This is a genomic window from Pseudomonas bijieensis, from assembly GCF_013347965.1.
Taxonomy (GTDB): Bacteria; Pseudomonadota; Gammaproteobacteria; order Pseudomonadales; family Pseudomonadaceae; genus Aquipseudomonas; species Aquipseudomonas bijieensis.
In genome coordinates, this window is record NZ_CP048810.1 from 2570115 (window position 1) to 2585206 (window position 15092).

Genomic DNA, 15092 nt, shown 5'->3' on the forward strand with positions numbered 1-15092 from the left:
GGTTAATCAACGCCGCGTGAAAAAAAGGTCCAGGCCATCACTCCCGCGCCAGGACACCGTCGATCACCGCGCCGCGACAGTTGGCGAACAGGTCCAGGTCCCGGTTGTAGACCTGGCTGTTGACTTCCAGCAACCCAAGCATCGAGTGAAACAGGTTGTCCTGGCTCAGGGGCTTTTCCCGACTCAGTTGCAGGCAATGGGTATCGACCGAGAAAGACTTCTGATAACTGTCGGAGAACCAGGCGAGCATCGCCACATGCTTTTGTTGCTCCGGGGCGAGCATGTAGGGCGTGCCGTGGAGAAACAGGTTGTATTCGCCCAGGGACTCGCCGTGGTCCGACAGGTACAGCATGGCCGTGTCGACCTTGTCCTGGTTGGCCCGCAGCAGATCGATCAGGGTCGACAGCACATGATCGGTATACACCAGCGTGTTGTCGTAGCCGTTGACGATGCTTTCGCGACTGCAATTGTTCAGCGCGTTGCTTTCACACACCGGGGTGAAATGTTCGTACTCCTTGGGATAACGCTTGAAATACTCCGGCCCATGGCTACCCATTTGGTGCAGCACCAGCACCGTGTCTTTGTCGAGCGTGTCGATGAAATGCTGCAACCCCTGGAGCAGGATCTCGTCGCGGCACTCACTGTTGGCGCACAGGTCCGGGTCCTTGAGATTGCTGACATCCTGCAACGTGACCCGATCGCAAGTGCCCTTGCAACCGGACTGGTTATCCCGCCAGATCACCTCCAGCCCGGCGCGCTTGAGCACATCCAACAGGCCTTCTTCATTTCTGGCCTTGCTGGCGTCGTAGTTCTTGCGCCCCATGTTGGAAAACATGCAGGGCACCGACACGGCGGTTTCAGTGCCGCAGGAATGCACGTCGGTGAAGGCGATCAACCCGGCCTCTTTATCCAGTGTCGGCGTGGTATCACGGTTATAGCCGAGGATGCCGAAGTTCTCGGCCCGGGCGCTCTCGCCCACCACCAATACGGTCAGGGATTTGCGGCCATGGGTTTGCCAGGCCGGGTTGCGACTGGCGTCCTCGCCCAGCGTGATGAATGGCTGCTTGGCCGACGCGACCTGCTCACGCAAGTACCCGAGCGAAGCACCGATGTAGTTGCTCGGCACCACCATCAAGCGCAACTCGTGGTGGTTGCGAAACAACGAAGACAGGCCTTGGTAGTTGACCAGGGCAACCATGCCTATCACCGCAGCCGAGGCCACGCCGACCACCAACTTACTTATTAACTCTTTAGGCCAGCGACGATAGTTGATCGGTGTCTTGAACAACAACCAACAAGGCACCACGCCCAATAACCCGAGGTAGATAAACAACTTCAGCGACAATAGGTCACGGACTTCCGTGGCATTGGTTTCAGCAAAGTTGCGAAACATGCCGGCGTCGATCAATACGCCGTACTGGGCCATGAAATAGGCCACGCCGGCGCTGATCATGAACAGCAGCATCAACACCGGCTTGAGCAGTGGACGGAAAGCCACGAGCGTCAACACCAGGTTGAACGCGCAGAAGATCATCACGCCGAACGCCACGCACATCAGCAGGCCGCGGGCGTCAGCCGTCGTGATCGCCAGCAAGTGTTGCCAGAGAACGAGGTTGAAGCCCACTAATAAAAAGGCACTGGCGGCCAGCGTCACCCACTCGGGGCGCACGGCTTTAATGGTCAGCATGATGGTTGACGGTTTCCTGAAAGTTGCTCTTTTAAAAAGAAGTGCCGTAGGAAATGTGAAAAATTCATTTCCTACGGCAACACAAACTTTAGGTAGCTCACCATCAATTTTTCGTGAAAAAGTTGCTACTAAATAATTATTTAAGAAACAGGCGGCCAGCCGTTTTCAAGCCTGATTCAGGTACCAGCGCCAATCCTGCTCCCCGACTTCCCCCATGAATTGACGGTACTCGGCGCGCTTGACCGCCAGATAAACGCCAAGAAATTCAGCGCCAAATGCTTCCCGCGCCCAGGCCGACGCTTCGAGGGCATGCAGGGTGGTGAGCCAGTCGGTGGGCAACAGCTCAGTCGCCTGGGCATAGCCGTTGCCTTCGACAGGTTCCCCAGGGTCGCACTGCTCACGTATGCCGCGATGAATGCCGGCCAGTATCGCCGCCGCAGCCAGGTAAGGGTTGGCATCGGCACCGCAGATGCGATGCTCGATGTGCCGCGAGAATGCCGGGCCGCCCGGCACTCTCAGGCTCACGGTGCGGTTGTCCACGCCCCAGGTCGCCGCCAGCGGTGCATAGCTGTTGCTTTGGAATCGCCGGTAGGAGTTGGCGTTCGGACAAAACATCAACAGCGAATCGAGCAAGGTGTCGAGCATCCCGCCCACCGCCTGGCGCAACAGCGGCGTGCCGTCGCCAGCCTCACTGGCGAACAGGTTGTGGCCATCGCGGTCCGCCAGGCTGACATGCATGTGCATGCCGGAGCCCGCCAGGTGATCGAACGGCTTGGCCATGAAGCACGCCTGCATGCCATGCTTGTGGGCCACCCCCTTGACCAGTCGCTTGTAACGCACCGCCTCGTCCATGGCTTGCAACGCATCGCTGCGGTGTTCGAGGGTGATCTCCACTTGCCCCGGTGCGTATTCGGAAATGGCGGTCCGGGCTGGAATGCCTTGCAGCTTGCACGCAGCGTACAGGTCGGCCAGGAACGGCTCGATCTGTTCCAGCTCGCGCAAACCGTAGACCTGGGTAGCGCGCGGTCGACCGCCGTCGGCGTCCGGCGCCGGCTGTGGTCGGCCTTGGCTGTCGCGTTGCGTGTCCAGCAGATAAAACTCCAGCTCCGCCGCCATAACCGGGTAATAACCGTCGGCCTGCAAGGCCTCTATCACCCGGCTGAGCAGATAACGCGGATCGGCGATGGCCGCCGGCATTCCCTCCTGGGGATGCATGCCAACCTGCACGGCAGCCGTGGGAATCGACCGCCACGGCATGCGCTGCAAGCTGCCGCTGATGGGATAGGCACGACAATCGATGTCACCGACGTCCCACACCAGCCCGGAATTTTCCACATCGTCGCCATTGATGGTCAGCCCGAGAATCGTACTGGGCAGCGGCCGGCCACTTTCAAAGACCGCCAGCAACTCGTCCCGGTGCAACAACTTGCCCCGGGGCACGCCGTTGTTGTCGAGAATGAACAGCTCGAACAGTTCAATATCGGGGTTCTGGGCAAGGAACGCCTGGGCGTGCTCTACGGGTGCGAAAGAAATCTTGGCAAGGCTCATGAGAAGGCTCGTATTTCCATGTCGGACGGGCGACAAGGCGCCGTCAGTCTGTGCTCGCCACTGCGCGAGCACCGTGAATGATCAACAGGAAATACGAATATCTGGAGGACGCGCGTGACGGCAATGCCAGAGCGCCCAGAAGGCCAGCTCGGAGGGCAACGCACTGAGGGTCGGGGCCATGGCAGGCGTGAACCTGCCGACCGGATCGACTGCGGCGGATGAAGGGTATTGCACTGCCAGGGGCCAACCGTCCATGAGCGCATCACAGGAAACACATCGGGCAAGCGTCCCACGGCATCCTGGCAGGTTAAACCTGGATTTGATGGAGCTTGGATCGCAGCGAACTAAACATAGGCCAACGAAACAGTCGTTGATCGAGACGTCGTGTTCCCTACATTATCTGTCCCGTTCCCGACCATGAAAGCGCCTGCCCGGCATTCTCTTGGCACGATCGTTCCGCTAGGATCGTCAGCCTGGTTTGCGCAAAATCCGCGCAAGGAGCACAGCGAGAGACAGAACGGATGCTGAACAGTAACTCCCTCAGAAAGCTCGACATGCAAGACCTCATGGTGTTTAGCGCCGTGTACGAGCAAAGCAGTGTCACCGGCGTGTCCGAGGCATTGTGCGTCAGCCAGTCAACCGTCAGTTATTGCCTCAAGAAACTGCGAACCTGTTTCGAAGACGAGTTGTTCATCAACACCCGCACGGGCATGCGTCCCACCTACAAGGCCGAGGGCATGTACGATCACGTGCGCGCCATTTTGCAAAGCATCAACCTGTGCCATGCCGGTACGCCAACCTTCGATCCGACCCGACAAGCCATTACTTTCAACATCTGCGCACCGGAATATTTCGAACAACTGATCCTGCCGCCACTGCTGCAAAGCTTCGATTACGCCAACTTGCCGGTGGTGGTGAACGTGCACAAGCTCGAAGCCGACATTCCCGCCGAAGAACTGCGCGACGGCAGCCTGGACCTGGTGATCTGCTTCGGCCCGAATTTCCACAGCAACCATGCCGATTTCAAATCCCGGCAGTTACTGGAGGAAGACCTGGTTTGTGTCGTGGATAAACGGGCGACACCACTTGAGCCGCAACTGAGTCTTCAATCTTTCGTACAGCGCCGACACGTGTTTCCGACACCCTGGACGTCAGCGACCAACATGGTGGATGGCTGGCTATCGCAACAGGCGCACCAACGCCAGATTGCCGCGCGCGCCAACAGCTACGGTGCCGCACTGAAGATGATCACCGGCACCGACTTCATCCTGACCCTGCCCCGCCGCATCCAGAAACTGCTGGCCAACGAGGCGATCTTCAATCACCACGAAGTGCCCAAGGGTCTGCCGGGGTTTACCTTGAACATGCAGTGGAGCCTGGCCCTTGATAAGGACAGTGCCAACGCCTGGTTGCGCGAACAGATCATCAAGGCCTGCGCCCCACCCGACGCCTGATCGTCATTGACCGATCAAGGCCTTGGCATACGACTCCCGGTCGATGTCGAGGATCTCCACGCACAGCTGCACGCTGACCTCAGCGGGCCATGGCCCCAGGTCCTTGATCACCGCCAGCAGGCTAGCGGACAGTTGTTTCTTGATTTCCGGCGAGCGGCCGCTGAGCAAGGCCAGCTTCACGTGTACGAAACCCCGCTCGCCCAGACTCGTGCCCACCCGAAAAGTCTCGTGCTTCACGGCCCGGCTCTTGATATCCAACTCGGCGCCAAATTGACCGGAGGCCACCAGCGCATTGTTCAGGCGCATCAGCGCGGAATCGGCCTTCAGCTCAGGCAGGTTGGCGGTGTACTCCAGGTGCAGGTGAGGCATGTGTTCGACTCCGATTCGAAAATATGACGAGGTGATGTCAGCCATCACAACCTTACCTCGACTTTCTTGATTGAGGCAGGTTTTGTTTCGCCACGGGCCGGTGTCAGGCGTGCGCCAAGACCCCTCGCTCGCCCATGAAGGCCTCCAACCGCGACCGCAACCAGCGCTCGGCCGGGTCACTGTCGACATGGCTCAACCAGACCATGGACAAATCCAGGGTCGGGGTCTTGAAGGGAAAGGGCTCGTTGAACAGTTGTCCCGAGGCGGCCATGGCGGCGGCGGTATAGTCCGGCAGGCTGGCAATCAGGTCAGTGCCGGCCAGCAACGCCGGCAATGCGCTGTATTGCGGCACCGACAGCACGACCTGGCGCTTGCGTCCGATCTCGGCCAGCCATTCGTCAGCAAAACCGGCGACGTTCGCGGTATGGGACACCAGCACATGAGGCCGCGCGCAGTATTCGTCCAGGCTCAGCGGTGTGTCCGACGCATCGGCACGCAGCACGCGGGGCTGGATGTGTCGCAACAGCTTGCGCTTGGCATTGGCCGGCAGCCCGCGAGTCTGGCTGATGCCCACGGTGATATCGCCCGAGGCCAGCAAGTCGGGGATGCGCCAGTAATCGACATGCTGGACCACAAACACGATTTGCGGCGCCTCTTGCCGCAAGCTGCTCAACAGTGGCGGCAGCAGGCCGAACTCGACGTCGTCCGACAGGCCGATGCGAAACGTCATGGTGCTGCTGGAGGGGTCGAAGTCGTGGGTCAGGCTCAAAGCCACCGACAGCGAATCGAGCGCTGGGGATAGATGCCGGATGATTTCCTCGGCCCTTGCCGTCGGCTCCATGCGGTGGCCGACGCGAATGAACAGCGGGTCGTTGAACATCTTGCGCAAGCGATTGAGGGCCGAGCTGATGGTCGGCTGGCCCAGGAACAGTTTTTCCGCCACCCGTGTCACGTTACGCTCAAGCATCAGCGTTTCGAAAACCACCATCAGGTTGATGTCGGCCTTGCGCAATTCGTTGCGGTTCATCCACTGCCCCCCTGATTCCTTGACTGGATGCAGTGTAGAAATGCTGGGGGTCGTGCGTCTATGCGCAAAAGGCCCATGGCCTTCGCAATACCATCCAAAGAGTTGGAAGAGGCCCCCTGCTTTTGTGGCGAGGGAGCTTGCTCCCGCTCGGTTACGCGGCAACCGCAAAGTCTTGGAGCCGCTTCGCCCGAAGCGTCGGACCGGCCCAGCGGGAGCAAGCTCCCTCGCCACGGTGAACAGCTACTTAACCGTTAGCGATTTCAGTCCCAGCCCCATGACTCGCTCGTCACTTCCCCAACCCCAGCGCCTTGGGACTGATGGCATCGGGTAAATGGAACTGCACGCGCAACCGCCCATCCGCGCCAATCGTTTCACGAATGGCCGGAGTCAGGAACAGTTCAAGGGTGTTGTCCTGCAAGCGCGTGAACTGCGTCGACAGCGCCTCGACACCGTTGATCGAGACCTCCACCCGCTGGCGCGTGTGCGAGGGTTGCACGAACGCCGCCGCTTCGATCGAAATGGCACGCGCCTCTGACGGTATGCGCAAAACAACCTCGGCCTCGGTTCCTTCCGACCAGGTGCCCCACTCCTCGACGCGCCCCCAGCCGTCGGCCAACATGGCGTTGATTCGGCTGAACACTTGGCGCTCACCGATCTTCACCTGCATGTCCAACGTCTCGTCGGCAAACGGCGGGCATTGGGCGCAAGTTTTCCAGCCCGGCGCCAGCACTACGAGGCCATCGATACGGGTCAACAGGTCGGTTTGGCGGTTGACGGTTTTCGTCGCCTGGAGCGCGGCGCGAGGGTCGAGGATGTACAGCGAATCCGCCGCGTACTGGCCGCTGGCGAGCATCTGCTCAGTGTGTCGCTGGGCCTGCTCGATCGCCCGGTCGCTCATGCGTCCCAGGTACACGCCATCGGTTTCCAGGCCATGCGTCAGGGCGTATTGACTGGTTAGCAGCCAGTTGTCCGGCTGGTTCTGCGGCAACAGCGTCCGGACTTTCGAATAATGGCGGGCCGCGCTGGCCCAGAACGGATCATTCATGGACGTGGGCCAACTCGAGGCGACCGGCGTCATCCGACTGTGACGCAGGCCGGCCCATCCCGCGCGGGTGTCCAGGACTTGTACCACCAGCGCGATAGCCAGCAGGCACGCCGCTGCGCGTGGCTTGTTGCCGCGGATCACCGCGAAGATAACGACAAATACGATGGCGTAGAACACCGGCCAGAACATCCGGCCAGCCGCGCGAAAGACGTTTGCCAGAAGCTCGAGGGGCTTGGGCAGCCAGTAATGCATATTCTGCATGCCGATGCCGAGGTGGTTGGTCAGCGAGAACAGCGTCAGTCCGATCAATGCCAACAGCAACAGTCGCCGGTGGCGCACGGCCTTCGCCAGACCGGTGTTGCCCTGCAGCAATGCCACGCCGGCGCAGATCGCCAGCAGGAGGACGCCCAATCCCAGGTAATTGAAACCTTCGTAGTCCCCGGGGCCCTGGGGCATGTCGCGCAAGGTGTAAGACCAGCCGCTGGGGTTGACCAGCGACATGACGTTGAGGCGATACAACCCATAGCCGCCCGCCACGGTCCCGCCGCCCACGCTGAAATAACCCGCCTGCCAGCAGCAGAATGCGACGAGCAGGAACAAGCCGCACAACTCGACCAAGGCATTGCGCCGGGATAACCGAGCCTTGACGGCCCTGCTGGCAAGATCGGCCAGCCAGATCAACGCCACCATGGCCAGCAGATACGCATGCACCAGCGCCGTAGCAGCCAACAACCCGCCCCAGGCCAGCCGACGCTTCTCCAGGCCGGGCCGCAGCGCCAGATACAGGGCCGCCAGGATCAGGAAGTGCCCGGACAGCGACAGGTGCCCGCCCATGCGCAGGAACATCGGCGGCGAAAACACAAACAGGCCCGCCCCCAACAACCTGATCCACACCGACGGTGTCAGCAGGCCGACGAGTTTCCAGGCGAACCAGGCTTGCAGGATGAAACAGGCCAGCAACCAGAGACCGAAATACTGGAATGTCTCGGGAAGCCAGGCGTTGAAGGGTTTGAACAGAAACGCCAACAGCGGATTGGAATCGGAAAAAATGATGCCGTTGCCCAACTCCAAACCATAGGACGGGTTCATGCCCAACGGAAAGGTCCAGGGCGAACTGCGGAAGAACGCCCAGCCCATGTAGTGGGTCGCCGCATCGCCCTCCCCCAGCCAGGCGATGTTCGTCGGGTCCAGCACCCGGGGGCCGATCACCAGCAGGAACGCCAGAATACCCAGCAGTATGGGCAACAAGGGAGCCAAGTCATGCTTGCCGCGAACGGTCATCGATACGTCCAGAAATTATGCAGGATGAAGGTGAACACGGGGATGATCAGCGCGACGGCCGCGATGCCAGCCAGGTAACCCAGGCCGAGGCTCTGGGCCACCCAGGCCACCAGCATCGCCAGCCCGAACCCACCGGCCGAGACCACCAGGAACCGGCCAAGAGTCCGCCCATGCAAGCGGCTGGAAAAACTCCAGAGGGTGTTGATCAGGTACGACACCACGGTCGCCACCACAAAGGCGAAACCATTGGCCAGCGGCGGGTTTTCCAGGATCAGGTGCACGAACAGCACGGCAGCCACCACATGGACCGCAGTGACCACCAGGCCCGTCATGGCAAAGCGAAAGGCACGTCGCAGCAACGGCGAGTGCGTCCAGGTCACGGCTTCTGCGCCAGGCAGAACACCGTCAGACCGGCAATACGATTGGCGCCCATGATCGGACGTTCCAGGCTGCACAGTGACCTCAACACGCCATTGACCAGCGGATGATGCCGCGCAAGCTGCGACTTGGGTGCCCCGTGGGATTTGCGTTGCAACAGGCGCAGGCCGGCGGCAATGGGGAATACCAGGCCGAAGTAATAGGCGCCCTGCTGGACCTGCAAACCGGCCTGTGCCACGACGGTCTCCAACTGTTTGAGGGTGTAACGGCGCTTGTGCTCGAGAAAATCGTCATGGCCGCTCCAGAGGAACTGGAATGCCGGCACGGTGATCAGGAAGCGGCTGCCGGACGGCACTTTGTCGACATAAGACTTGAGCAGCCCCACGTCATCGTCCACGTGCTCCAGCACATCCATCAGCAGCACCAGGTCGGCGTCCAGCGAGTCCACCGCCCGACGATAACGCACCGGTTTCCCGGCGGTGCTGGCATCGGAGTCGGCCGGGTAACTGATGTCTACGCACCAGGCCTGGGCCGTTGCGGTATGGGTCAGCAGGTGATGGGAAAAAAAACCCGACCCGGCGCCCACGTCCAGTAGCGTATTGGCTGAAGTGCCCTTGAGCATGTGCAGCATGGCGCGCGCTTTCGACCGGTAGTACCAATGCTGCCCGATATCGGGGCCCAGGATGTCGGTTTCCTTGAGGTCCATGGTCAGTCCTTGGCGTCATAGATGCGCCGCACCAGGAAAACCGGTCGGCGCTTGGATTCGATATAGGTGCGGCCCAGGTATTCACCCAGTACGCCGATGCCGATCAGTTGCAACCCGCCCAGGAAGGTGACCGCCACCATCAGCGAGGCATAACCTGGCAGGTCAACTCCGGAAATCAGGGTTCGCAGCACGATGAAGATGGCGAACGCAAAGGACACCAGCGAGACGCAAAGTCCCAGGTAGGTCCAGATACGCAGCGGTTCGGTGCTGAAGCTGGTGATGCCTTCAAGGGCAAAATTCCACAGGCGCCAGCCATTGAACTTGCTTACGCCGGCCGCCCGTTCAGGTCTGACGTAGTCCACGTAGGTGGTCCGGAACCCGACCCAGGCGAACAGCCCTTTCATGAAGCGGCGCGATTCAGGCAGGGTTTGCAACGCATCGACCACGCAGCGATCCATCAAGCGAAAATCGCCGACATTTTCCGGCAACTTGTGGTCGGCGATTTTATTGTGCAGCCGGTAAAACCCGTTGGCGGAAACCTGCTTGGCCCAGGAGTCGGAGTTGCGGTTGATCCGGTGCCCCAGCACCACTTCGGCACCGTTGCGCCAATGGGCGATCATTTCCAGGATCACTTCGGGAGGGTCTTGCAGATCGACATCGATCGGCACCACCGCCTGGCCACGGGCGGCTTGCAGGCCGGCACTCAACGCCGCCTCCTTGCCAAAGTTGCGACTCAGGTCGACGATCCGGATGCGCGGGTCGGTCTTCTGCCGTTCCAGCAGCAGCACCAATGTGTCGTCCACACTGCCGTCGTTGACGAACACCAGCTCCAGGTCCAACAGCGACTCATGGGCAAAGACCTGGTCGATCCTGGCCATGAACACATCGATGGACTGGACTTCGTTGTAGACCGGAATGACAAGCGAAAGCGCTAGACGACCTTGCAGATCCACTCCTGGATATTCAGTCACTTGATGGCTCTTTTTCTTATAGTGTTTTCAGTCCCATCGGGCTTCCGGCCCTTGGCGTCGAAACGTATTAAGCAGGACCGGAGAAGGCAACGCAAGGATCAAACTGGAACTTCAGCAGACTGCATGTTCGCAACATGACTTTTTCCACGCATAAAGTCGAATACTCGATCCGGGCTCATACCCAGCAATATTTGATAACCAATGGAAACGAATTCCCCGTAGCCAAAACCACCCACTTGGATAGGCTTGCAGCCACATGTCCAACGCATGTCTTGACTGAATGAATCGCAGGGAGCGAACCCATGTATTTTGAAATCTATCGACAGACCCGAGGCACCCCCAGCACCGGAAAAGGCCAATGGCGCTGGCGTTTGCGAGCCGGCAACCATGAAACGATCGCCAGTGGCGAATCCTATGTGAACAAGAGTGACTGCCTTCATGTCATCAGGCTGATCAAGAATGTCCAGGGTGAAGCGCCGGTAAAAAGAGATCTGAACTGTGCTGTGTGGGATTGGCCGACAAGCTGCTCGACGAACGGGCAGCTTGCGGGCTCGACCTGAGCTCATCTTCACCGGCTTGTCTGATCATTGTGGCGAGGGGATTTATCCCCGCTGGGCTGCGCAGCAGCCCTAAAGCAGTGAACTCAATCCTCCTGGCACACCGAGTTGCCTGGTTTGGGGGCCGCTGCGCAGCCCAACGGGGATAAATCCCCTCGCCACAGGCTCAATCGCCTCAAGTGAACAGGCGGAGTTTTTTTTGCTGTGACGAAAGTTTCCAGGCAGGTAGGGTATACGGACAACAGCAGGAGGCCGGTGCAATGACTCGATCAATCCCTAACCGCGACTGGCTGGTGCGGGCGCCCGAGTCGAGGAACATGGAGCGCATCGAGGCCTATTTCAGCGGGCATGGCTATACCACCCATCGCCATGACACCTACGCCATCGGAATTACGCTTTCGGGCGTGCAGAGCTTCAACTACCGCCACAGCAAACGCCACAGTCAGCCCGGCGGAACCATCGTCCTGCACCCGGACGAGGTACACGATGGCGAAGCAGGGACGAGCGAGGGTTTTCGCTACAGGATGTTCTACATAGAACCGTCGGTGATCCAGCACGTGCTGGGGGGCAAGCCATTGCCCTTTATCGAAGGTGGATTGTCCAACGACCCTCGCCTCAACATCGCGACCCGTCGACTGTTGAACAGCCTGGATCATCCCCTCGACCCGCTGGAAGAAGAAGACGCCATCTACGATGTGGCCCAGGCACTGGATATCGCGGCAGGCAACAGGCGGGGACGGCGGCTGATCGACTACCCGGCGGCAGAGCGTGCCCGCCTGTTCATCCACGACGCCCTCGACCAGGTGATCACCTTGGACGACCTGGTGCAGGCCAGCGGCCGGGATCGATGGAGCCTGTCCCGGGATTTCAGGGCGCTGTACGGCACCAGCCCCTATCGCTACATCACCCAGCGGCGCTTGAGCGAAGCCCGGCGCCTGGCCTTCCACGGCACGCCCTTGAGCGAAGTGGCCCTGGCCTGTGGTTTTTTCGATCAGAGCCACATGACCCGATTGCATACCCAGGCCTTCGGTATTTCACCGGCACGCTGGCTGAACATGCTGCGCTAAGACAGCGACTGCGCGCCGCGAAAAGCTGCACGATCATCCAATACGCGACGTTGGCTCGAGCAATAAAGTAGGACGCACCACCCACCAAGGAGCATCCTCGATGACCCGTTACGCCCCCATCAACTTCGCCCAGAAATACACCCTGTTCCAGGAACAGTGGATGCCAAAAGTCGTGGCCGAAATGAACGACTACCAATTCAAGATCGCCCGGCTCGAAGGCGACTTCGTCTGGCACGCCCACGCCGATACGGATGAAACCTTCATCGTGCTGGAGGGCGAGCTGCGCATCGACTTTCGCGACGGTGCGGTGACGATTGGCCCGGGCGAGATGTATGTGGTCAAGAAAGGTGTGGAGCATAAGCCCTGCGCCGCCCAGGAAGTGAAACTGCTGTTGATCGAGCCTCGCGGCGTCATCAATACCGGCGACGAAACCAATGAACGAACGGCGGTCAACGATGTGTGGATCTGATTGAGCCAGGCTCAATCGTATTCAGCTTCCTGGTGCTCGCCCAATAACCGCCGCTGGCGAGGTGTCGCGGCGGCCAGGACCTCAGGATTGAACTGCCAGTGCAGATAGGGTGAGAACTTCTGCGCGACCATCCGCCGACCGTAGTGCACCTGGAGCAGGTACCGCGTGCGGTCGACGGTGCGGTTGTCACTGCCGGCATGCCATAGTTCGCTGCGCAGAATCAGCACATCGCCCGCCCTGCACAGTACTGGCTGCGCGGGGCGCCCTTGCCATTGCGTTTCGCCCGCTAGCGGTGCTCGACCGGCCTTGTGGCTGCCAGGAATCACCTGGGTCGGGCTCAAGTCGGCGTCGATGTCATCCAGGTAAAACTGCGCGGTGAACACCTGCATCGGCAGGTCAAAGGTCGGGTCAGCCAACAGGTTGGGCGGCAACGCCATCACCAGGTGATCCAGGTGCAACGGTGCCCCGGCAAAACCGGGATGGCAGCGCCAGGCTGTCTGGCCGATGACATGGCAATCATCGCCCAGCGCCGCCTCGGCCAGTTCGATCACCCCGGCCACATCCAGGAACGACAGCCAGAACGGATCACGATTGAACACACATTTGTAATGATCGATGACGCCGCTGTAGTCCCAATGCTCAGGCTTCAACTGGTCGATGGCGTGGCGCAGGTCGGCAACCTGTGTGGCACTCAGTACCGCGGGCAGCAGGACGAAACCGTCCTGATGCAATGCTTGGAGACTGTCGTTGGTGTCCACCGCGCACCTGCCTCAGGTGCGGAAGCGGCCGATCAACCCTGCCAGGTTTTGTGACAGGTTGGAAAGCTGTTGGCTGGCCTGCATGCTCTGGGCGGAATTCGCTGCCGCTTCGTTGGACAAGTCGCGGATGTCGGAAATGTTGCGGGCAATCTCCTCGGTGACGCTGCTCTGCTCCTCACAAGCGTTGGCGATTTGCGCGGCCATGTCATTGATCCGCTGGATCGAGCCGCTGGTGCCACTGAGCACCTGATCGACGCCCGCGGCGCGCTCGACACTGTCACGGGCCTTGCTGCTACCGACCTGCATGGCTTGCACGGCCTTGGCGACACCGCTTTGCAAGCGCTCGATGCGAACCTGGATGTCCTTGGTCGAATCCTGGGTACGTGCCGCCAGGGCCCTGACTTCATCGGCCACGACAGCAAAACCACGGCCTTGCTCGCCCGCTCGTGCCGCCTCGATGGCAGCGTTCAGTGCCAGCAGGTTGGTCTGTTCGGCAATGCCGCGGATCACCTCGAGCACGGCACCGATGCTGGAAGTTTCCTGGGCCAAAGCCTCGATGGTGCCCGAGGCGCTCTCCACTTCCTGGGCCAACTGACGGATCGACTCGATGGTGCTGCTGACCACCTCGGTGCCATCGCGAGACTGACTGCTGGCTTGCTGCGCGGCGTCCGACGCGTTCACGGCATTGTGTGCCACCTCATGCACAGCGGCACTCATCTGGGTCGCGGCGGTACTGACCTGGTCGAGCGCCGCGTGTTCGCTGCTGATCAGTTGATCATTGGTCGCCGCCATATTCGCCATGGCGCGGGCCGCGGCATCGACCTCCCCGGTCACCCGGCCCACTTCGGCAATCAGCGGTTGTAGCTTATCGAGGAAGCGGTTGAACGCACTGCCAAGCTGACCCAACTCATCAGCCGAACGCACTTCGAGACGGCCCTTCAGATCGCCACCGCCCTCGGCGATCTGCTCGACACGGTGCAGCAGGCGACGCATTGGACGCAGCACGACCATCGGCAAGGCAACGATCAGCAGGATGCAACCCAGCAGACCCACCAACAAGATACCGCCCTGCTGCACCCCAACCGCCTGGCCACGGTCAATCGCTGCTTGCCCCTCGCGCAGCGACGCTTCGTCTTCCAGCTCACCCAGCTTATCGATGGCATCACGCATGGTGTCGAACTTACTTTCGCCGTCACCAAAACTCAGCGCACTGGCCACCTGCGGATTGCTCGCGGCCTGCTCGACGACCTGCCGCGAAACCTGCGACCACTGTGCAAAACGATCATTGAACTGACTGACCAGCGCCAACGCCTCGGCGCTGGGTTGCATCGCGGCATATTTCTGCACACGATCATAAGCTTGCTTCAGATTATCTCGATGACTGGCCCGCAGTGCCTCGGAATGATTACCCGCATTGCCCCCAAGCAGACTGCGCTCGGCAACAAAGGCCTGGTAGAGATCGCGATCGGCGTTGAGCAACAGGCTGATGGCCGGCAGATAGCGCTTGGTCAGTTGCGTGCTGGACTCCGTCACCTGGCCGATGCCCCGCATACCCGACCACCCCATCAGCACCAACAGCAGCGCCAGGAACGCAATGGGCAGGGTGATTTTCCAGCGGAAGCCTAGATCGGCGAAAAACCGCAACATGGGGTGACACTCCTTTCATGGGGGTTAGCTTGCCTATCGGCAGCCATGCCTTGAGCTATAGACCATTTGTCCAATTGTTACAAAGCTTTGGGTGTTGGGAAGGCTGTGTCTATACAGATCGCGGAGTG

General features: G+C 60.3%; 12 protein-coding genes and 3 pseudogenes. 4 read left to right on the forward strand and 11 right to left on the reverse strand.

The features are described 5' to 3' along the window. Positions 1-37: 37 nt before the first annotated feature. Positions 38-1687, reverse strand: coding sequence for a phosphoethanolamine transferase (locus tag GN234_RS11065; protein ID WP_163854974.1), 1650 nt, complete (start codon positions 1685-1687; stop codon positions 38-40). A 165-nt stretch (positions 1688-1852) separates the two neighbouring features. Further along, positions 1853-3235: a glutamine synthetase family protein gene (locus GN234_RS11070; protein WP_109755866.1), complete on the reverse strand. Its 1383-nt coding sequence runs from the start codon at positions 3233-3235 to the stop codon at positions 1853-1855. Positions 3236-3756: 521 nt separating this feature from the next. On the opposite strand from GN234_RS11070, the gene GN234_RS11075 reads away from it, so the two are divergent. Continuing rightward, positions 3757-4689 carry a LysR family transcriptional regulator gene (locus tag GN234_RS11075; protein ID WP_176688473.1) on the forward strand — a complete coding sequence of 311 codons (933 nt, stop codon included), beginning with the start codon at positions 3757-3759 and terminating at the stop codon, positions 4687-4689. A gap of 3 nt (positions 4690-4692) precedes the next feature. On the opposite strand, the gene GN234_RS11080 is transcribed toward GN234_RS11075, so the two are convergent. From GN234_RS11080 to GN234_RS11105, 6 genes and pseudogenes are all read right to left on the reverse strand, one after another. Continuing rightward, positions 4693-5058, reverse strand: a complete 366-nt coding sequence (locus GN234_RS11080) for a 5-carboxymethyl-2-hydroxymuconate Delta-isomerase (protein ID WP_176688474.1) — start codon at positions 5056-5058, stop codon at positions 4693-4695. A 103-nt stretch (positions 5059-5161) separates the two neighbouring features. After that, positions 5162-6085, reverse strand: coding sequence for a LysR family transcriptional regulator (locus GN234_RS11085; RefSeq protein ID WP_176688475.1), 924 nt, complete (start codon positions 6083-6085; stop codon positions 5162-5164). A 240-nt stretch (positions 6086-6325) separates the two neighbouring features. After that, positions 6326-8411: pseudogene (locus GN234_RS11090) on the reverse strand (DUF6311 domain-containing protein). Continuing rightward, positions 8408-8743: a GtrA family protein gene (locus tag GN234_RS11095; RefSeq protein WP_109755951.1), complete on the reverse strand. Its 336-nt coding sequence runs from the start codon at positions 8741-8743 to the stop codon at positions 8408-8410. The pseudogene GN234_RS11090 and the gene GN234_RS11095 overlap by 4 nt, the downstream one beginning before the upstream one ends. A gap of 44 nt (positions 8744-8787) precedes the next feature. Next, positions 8788-9495 carry a class I SAM-dependent methyltransferase gene (locus GN234_RS11100; protein ID WP_109755870.1) on the reverse strand — a complete coding sequence of 236 codons (708 nt, stop codon included), beginning with the start codon at positions 9493-9495 and terminating at the stop codon, positions 8788-8790. Between the two features lie 2 nt (positions 9496-9497). Then, on the reverse strand, positions 9498-10466 hold the full coding sequence (locus GN234_RS11105) for a glycosyltransferase family 2 protein (protein WP_176688476.1): 969 nt from the start codon (positions 10464-10466) through the stop codon (positions 9498-9500). Between the two features lie 302 nt (positions 10467-10768). On the opposite strand from GN234_RS11105, the pseudogene GN234_RS11110 reads away from it, so the two are divergent. The 3 genes and pseudogenes from GN234_RS11110 to GN234_RS11120 form a co-directional block, all read left to right on the forward strand. Continuing rightward, positions 10769-10951, forward strand: a pseudogene (locus GN234_RS11110) (YegP family protein); the annotation flags it as partial. Between the two features lie 332 nt (positions 10952-11283). Next, a complete protein-coding gene (locus tag GN234_RS11115; RefSeq protein ID WP_176688478.1) occupies positions 11284-12090 on the forward strand; it encodes an AraC family transcriptional regulator in 807 nt (268 codons plus the stop codon). 100 nt (positions 12091-12190) lie between these two features. Further along, positions 12191-12559, forward strand: a complete 369-nt coding sequence (locus GN234_RS11120; RefSeq protein WP_109755873.1) for a cupin domain-containing protein — start codon at positions 12191-12193, stop codon at positions 12557-12559. A gap of 11 nt (positions 12560-12570) precedes the next feature. Here the strand turns inward: GN234_RS11120 and GN234_RS11125 are convergent, their stop codons facing one another. From GN234_RS11125 to GN234_RS30310, 3 genes and pseudogenes are all read right to left on the reverse strand, one after another. After that, the gene (locus tag GN234_RS11125; RefSeq protein WP_176688479.1) at positions 12571-13317 is read right to left on the reverse strand and encodes a phytanoyl-CoA dioxygenase family protein; all 747 of its coding nucleotides are present in this window, start codon (positions 13315-13317) and stop codon (positions 12571-12573) included. Positions 13318-13329: 12 nt separating this feature from the next. After that, the gene (locus tag GN234_RS30305) at positions 13330-14118 is read right to left on the reverse strand and encodes a methyl-accepting chemotaxis protein (RefSeq protein ID WP_371925648.1); all 789 of its coding nucleotides are present in this window, start codon (positions 14116-14118) and stop codon (positions 13330-13332) included. A gap of 117 nt (positions 14119-14235) precedes the next feature. After that, positions 14236-14964, reverse strand: a pseudogene (locus GN234_RS30310) (MCP four helix bundle domain-containing protein); the annotation flags it as partial. Between the last annotated feature and the right edge of the window lie 128 nt (positions 14965-15092).

Excerpts from the sequence above, each read along its gene's own strand:
- GN234_RS11065 (WP_163854974.1), bottom strand. The coding sequence starts at position 1,687 with ATGCTGACCATTAAAGCCGTGCGCCCCGAGTGGGTGACGCTGGCCGCC.
- GN234_RS11070 (WP_109755866.1), bottom strand. The coding sequence starts at position 3,235 with ATGAGCCTTGCCAAGATTTCTTTCGCACCCGTAGAGCACGCCCAGGCG.
- GN234_RS11075 (WP_176688473.1), top strand. The coding sequence starts at position 3,757 with ATGCTGAACAGTAACTCCCTCAGAAAGCTCGACATGCAAGACCTCATG.
- GN234_RS11080 (WP_176688474.1), bottom strand. The coding sequence starts at position 5,058 with ATGCCTCACCTGCACCTGGAGTACACCGCCAACCTGCCTGAGCTGAAG.
- GN234_RS11085 (WP_176688475.1), bottom strand. The coding sequence starts at position 6,085 with ATGAACCGCAACGAATTGCGCAAGGCCGACATCAACCTGATGGTGGTT.
- GN234_RS11095 (WP_109755951.1), bottom strand. The coding sequence starts at position 8,743 with ATGACGGGCCTGGTGGTCACTGCGGTCCATGTGGTGGCTGCCGTGCTG.
- GN234_RS11100 (WP_109755870.1), bottom strand. The coding sequence starts at position 9,495 with ATGGACCTCAAGGAAACCGACATCCTGGGCCCCGATATCGGGCAGCAT.
- GN234_RS11115 (WP_176688478.1), top strand. The coding sequence starts at position 11,284 with ATGACTCGATCAATCCCTAACCGCGACTGGCTGGTGCGGGCGCCCGAG.
- GN234_RS11120 (WP_109755873.1), top strand. The coding sequence starts at position 12,191 with ATGACCCGTTACGCCCCCATCAACTTCGCCCAGAAATACACCCTGTTC.
- GN234_RS30305 (WP_371925648.1), bottom strand. The coding sequence starts at position 14,118 with ATGGCGAATATGGCGGCGACCAATGATCAACTGATCAGCAGCGAACAC.